3 protein-coding genes are annotated in these 4,318 nt (G+C 46.1%); 1 reads left to right on the forward strand and 2 read right to left on the reverse strand.

The window, feature by feature from the left end; genetic code table 11:
- Positions 1-545: 545 nt before the first annotated feature.
- Both ACQY26_RS04550 and ACQY26_RS04555 read right to left on the reverse strand, forming a co-directional pair.
- On the reverse strand, positions 546-2,090 hold the full coding sequence (locus ACQY26_RS04550) for an L-aspartate oxidase (protein WP_428047945.1): 1,545 nt from the start codon (positions 2,088-2,090) through the stop codon (positions 546-548).
- A gap of 10 nt (positions 2,091-2,100) precedes the next feature.
- Positions 2,101-3,264, reverse strand: coding sequence for an AlbA family DNA-binding domain-containing protein (locus ACQY26_RS04555; RefSeq protein ID WP_428047946.1), 1,164 nt, complete (start codon positions 3,262-3,264; stop codon positions 2,101-2,103).
- 56 nt (positions 3,265-3,320) lie between these two features.
- Here ACQY26_RS04555 and ACQY26_RS04560 point away from each other — a divergent pair, with 56 nt between their 5' ends.
- Entirely contained in the window at positions 3,321-4,181 is an 861-nt protein-coding gene (locus tag ACQY26_RS04560; RefSeq protein WP_428047948.1) for a CBS domain-containing protein, read from the forward strand.
- The last annotated feature ends 137 nt before the right edge of the window (positions 4,182-4,318 follow it).

Genomic DNA, 4,318 nt, shown 5'->3' on the forward strand with positions numbered 1-4,318 from the left:
ATAAGCGTAACAATATAGCAGTTGCTATTTTTTTGTGAGTTGCCCGCAAAAAACAAAAATCAAATTTTACTTGCCATGAGCCTAGCTTTTTGCCTGCGTAAGTTTAGGTTATGCCGAAAGGTGTTTGCTCTCCCGGGGCTACAAAGGCACACGCCAGCGTATCAAATGCCGTTTATACTTGTACGGCTCAATGTGAATGGTCTTCTTCTTATTCCTGCGCAAATACTGCCATGCGGAATATGTATTTAAATGCAAGCAACGGGTATTGGTCCGCTAAATTTTGTAAAGGAATATGTTGTGATTCTGCTTCAATCGGATATGACGCTTTAAAAGGCCCCAGCTGCAAGAGTATTTCCAAAGGACGGCCCACTCCGCAAGTCGTCTGCGATTAAAAATTATTTTTTAGGGAGAGCAGTTCTCTCAACTAACCGCCCCGCCCGAGCGAAAGCAAAGGCGGGGTTTCATTTTGAATAAACCGTACTTTTCGTTCAAATAAAAAAAGGCCGGCTTTTAAAGCCGGCCCGCCGTCAGAATCTTTTTGGGAGTTAATCTTCCCTGTAATGCGTACCGCAGCTTTGTTTGTTTTTCAGCGCGGCGTAAGTTATCAGTAATGCCGTTTGGGCGGCGTTTCTGAGTTTAAGCAAATCTTCCGTTATTTTATAACCTTTATAGAAAACGGAAATCTCGTTATGCAAATGCCTTAAGATTTTTTCCGCGCGGTTTAAGCGCGACGCGCTCCTTATCAGCCCGACGTAGTTCCACATGGTGCTTTTTATTACGGAGATATCCTGCAAAATAAGGTTTTTATCCGGCAGAGCTTTGGGGCTTTCCCAGTCTTTTGGTTTAGGAATATAGAATTTGTTTTTTCTTATTTCCTTAATATCGGCTTTAGCCGTAAGCGAGGCCGAAGCCGTCGCTTCCAAAAGCGAAGTGCTTGCAAGGCGGTTCGCTCCGTGAAATCCGTTACAGGCGCATTCGCCTATGGCGTTAAGGTTTAGTATGTTTGTCCGCCCGCTGAGGTCGGTATATATCCCGCCGCAAAAATAATGCATCGCCGGCACTACCGGGATAGGTTCTTTGGTTATATCCACGCCGCCGTCAAGGCAGGTTTTGTAAATATGGGGGAAGCGTTTTTTTATGAAATCTGCGCTCATGCAGGATAAATCCAAATAAACGCAGTCCGCGCCGGTTTTAAGTCTTTCATGTTCTATCGCGCGGGAAACAACGTCCCTGGGGGCCAAATCTTTTAACGGGTGATATTCCTCCATAAAAGCTTTGCCGTTTTTGTTGATTAAAACGGCGCCTTCGCCGCGGACGGCTTCCGATATCAGCGCGCTTCTGCCTTTTGCAAATACCGTCGGGTGAAATTGGGTATATTCCATATTTATAACCCTTGCGCCGATGCGGTATGCCATGGCTATGCCGTCGCCGTAAATGGCGGGAGAGTTGGTGGTATATTTATAAATCTGGCCTATGCCGCCGGTCGCCAAAACCGTCTTTTTTGCGGTAACGGCGCAGACTTCCAAAGTTTTGTTGTCCAAAACATAAGCGCCGAAGCATGTAAGAGGCTTATAAATATCATAATAATCCGTAGAGTTGTGGGAAAGCGTCAATAAATCTATTGCGTTGCAGTGGTGCATTATCTTAAGATTTTTTAAATTCTTAAGTTTTTTCTGCATCGCGCTTATAATGGCTTCGCCCGTAGTGTCTTTGCTGAAAATAATTCTTTTTTTGCTGTGGGCGGCTTCTTTGGTCAAAAGCAGTTCGCCTTCTTCCGAGCGGTTGAAATCCGTGTTAAATTCTTTAATAAAGTATTTTTCTATGTCTTTAAAGCCTTCGGCGCAGGCCGAAAGGACGGCCTTTTCGTTGCATTTGCCGCCGCCGGCGAGCTGTATGTCTTTAAGAAGGTTTTTTAAGTCGGGGTGTTTTTCGTATATTATCCCGCCTTGCGCAAGCGCGCTGTTGCAGGTGTCTATGTCCGCGCTGGAAACCAGCACGCATTTAAGCCCCGCTTTCGCCGTTATATAAGCATATAAGGAACCGGCTATTCCGCTGCCTATTACAAGGCAGTCCGCGTTAATGATTTTCATATTACTATAATTATATAATTTTGCAGGATTGCAGTATATCATGAGCCGTTTTCAAGCCGCCCTCCTCCTGCGACATGGGCAAATTGAGCGACCATGAAAGTTCTTCCAAAATTTCGGAAGAAAACTGCGCCATGTTCCCGCTTAAAAGCAGCGGCTGAACGTTTTTATCCAAACGGACATAATCTTCTATAATTTCTTTTTCGCCGTTGGGTGTTTTTATTTTGGCTCCGCGCGCATTGGCTATTTTTACCCTTAAAAGGAGCGGGCTTATATAGCCTATCGCTTCGTAAAACCTTGAAGCCGTCTTGAAAAACAATACGCATTCTTTGAAAAAGCGCGGCATATCTATGTAGCTGTCTTCCCCGGCCAAAACGGTTTTTTGGGATATTAATCCGTAACAGTTAAGCTCCCATGCGCTTAAACTGCGGGCGGGATTAAGCACTATGCCGTCCTGCACGCTGTTTACCGTGCCTTGTTCAGGCCAGGTTTGCCCGGCGCAGTCAAAAGCGAGTTTTTGTAAGATTGACGGCAAAGCTTTATAATCTGCTATCGGCGTTTGCGGATATAAGGGCATAAGCGTAAAACCGCAAACGGCTTGTACGGAAGAAGGCTCTTTGCCGGCGGACCTGAGAAAGTTGTTAAAGTGCGCTTCGGCTTTATCCAAAAGTATATGGCGCAGATTTTGGCTTTTGCGGCGGTTATCCATAAGCCAGGGCAGTTTATCGGGGTGGACGATGACTTCCGGCCTGGAGGCCTGCCCCGTCCTTATATAAGCTCTTTTCAGGCGTCCGACAAGGTGCGGCGTCAGATTGCTTTGGGGGATATTTACGACTACAAACATATTGTTGCTTTTCGGATCTTTGCATGTGGCGATATCCACGAATACTATCGGGTCTATATAGTTTTGTATTATGCTTTCTATCTGCCCGCGTATTTTGCCGTGGAAGGCTATGCCGGTAAAAGGCGGTTTGGGTTTATCGTGTTCGTCTTTTACGCCTATTATCACCGTGCCGCCCATGGAATTGGCGAAAGCCGCAATGGTTTTGGCGAATTTTTCATTATCTTTAGGCAGCATATATTTATAGTCGAGCAAGGTGTTTTCCGGCACGCCCTGCTTTAAAAAGTGCACCACTTCCTGAAACGTAAGCTTGTTGACGGGTTTTGTAAAGTACATAAATATTCCCCTTGATAATATTTTGCGCCTGCTTTGCAATATACTATAATTTATTAATGTTTGATACAATGCAGCATAAAACCAGCGGCTCCAAAATGCTGGAAGATTTTATTTCCGCTTCCCCGGAAAAGGCGGCTCTTTCCCTAGAGCAGACCGCACTGAGCGAAGCGGTTTTTTGGCTTTCCGGGCTGAGGGCCTCTTCCATAATAGCCTGCCTGGAAAATATGAATCCCAAAAAAGCCGCATTCCTTTTAAGACGCTTGCACATAAAGCAGGCGGCGCGGATAATGCAGGGCCTTAAGGCCGAGCGCGCGGGGGAAATTATGCTGGATTTGCCCATCCATTACAAAAAACGCCTGATAGACGCTTTGGAGCCCGGACAGATAAAAGCTTTGGAAGACGTTTTAAGCTATCCGCGAGCAAGCGCGGCCCGCTTTATGAAGAGCGATTTTATAACTTTTAAAACCGACGCCAAAGTAAAAGACATTATCGCCCGTATAAAAACGCTTCCGTCGGCGAAAGTGCCGCTTGTCGTTTACATTTTGGACAAAGGCGGAAAGCTGTGCGGCGTTTTGCCCGCAAATCAGCTTTCTTTTTATCCGCCGGAAAGCTTGGCCGGTTCGGTAATGACTGCGGATTTTATAAAATTAAGCCCTTTTGACGGAGTAAAAAAAGCGCGTAATTTGCTTTTAAAAAACAATGCCGCTTTTCTGCCGGTTACGGACTCCGAGGGCGGGCTTTTGGGCGTAGTAAGCCTTTGGTCTTTGCAGGATAACGATAAAGGCGAGGCTCCGTCCGCCGCTTCTTCGGGAACGGTACCGGCCAAGTCCGTATCGGTTAATCTTAAGCCTGCTTTGATTGCTTTGCTGTTTGTATTGGTTACGCTGGTATCCTTCGCCGTTTTCAAATTAATTTAGAGGTTTTTTATGATTATTAAAGTAAAGAGGCTGCACCCGGACGCCAAATTGCCGTGCAGGGCTCACGATTCGGATTCCGGCGCGGATTTGTTCGCTTTGGAAAATACCACCCTCCCCCCGCGGGCTATTACCCATGT

Origin of the sequence: Candidatus Proelusimicrobium excrementi (genome assembly GCF_937881865.1) — a bacterium.
Lineage (GTDB): Bacteria > Elusimicrobiota > Elusimicrobia > Elusimicrobiales > Elusimicrobiaceae > Proelusimicrobium > Proelusimicrobium excrementi.

Bases quoted from the DNA above. Each gene is read 5' to 3' on its own strand.
- ACQY26_RS04550 (WP_428047945.1), bottom strand. From the start codon at position 2,090: ATGAAAATCATTAACGCGGACTGCCTTGTAATAGGCAGCGGAATAGCC.
- ACQY26_RS04555 (WP_428047946.1), bottom strand. From the start codon at position 3,264: ATGTACTTTACAAAACCCGTCAACAAGCTTACGTTTCAGGAAGTGGTG.
- ACQY26_RS04560 (WP_428047948.1), top strand. From the start codon at position 3,321: ATGTTTGATACAATGCAGCATAAAACCAGCGGCTCCAAAATGCTGGAA.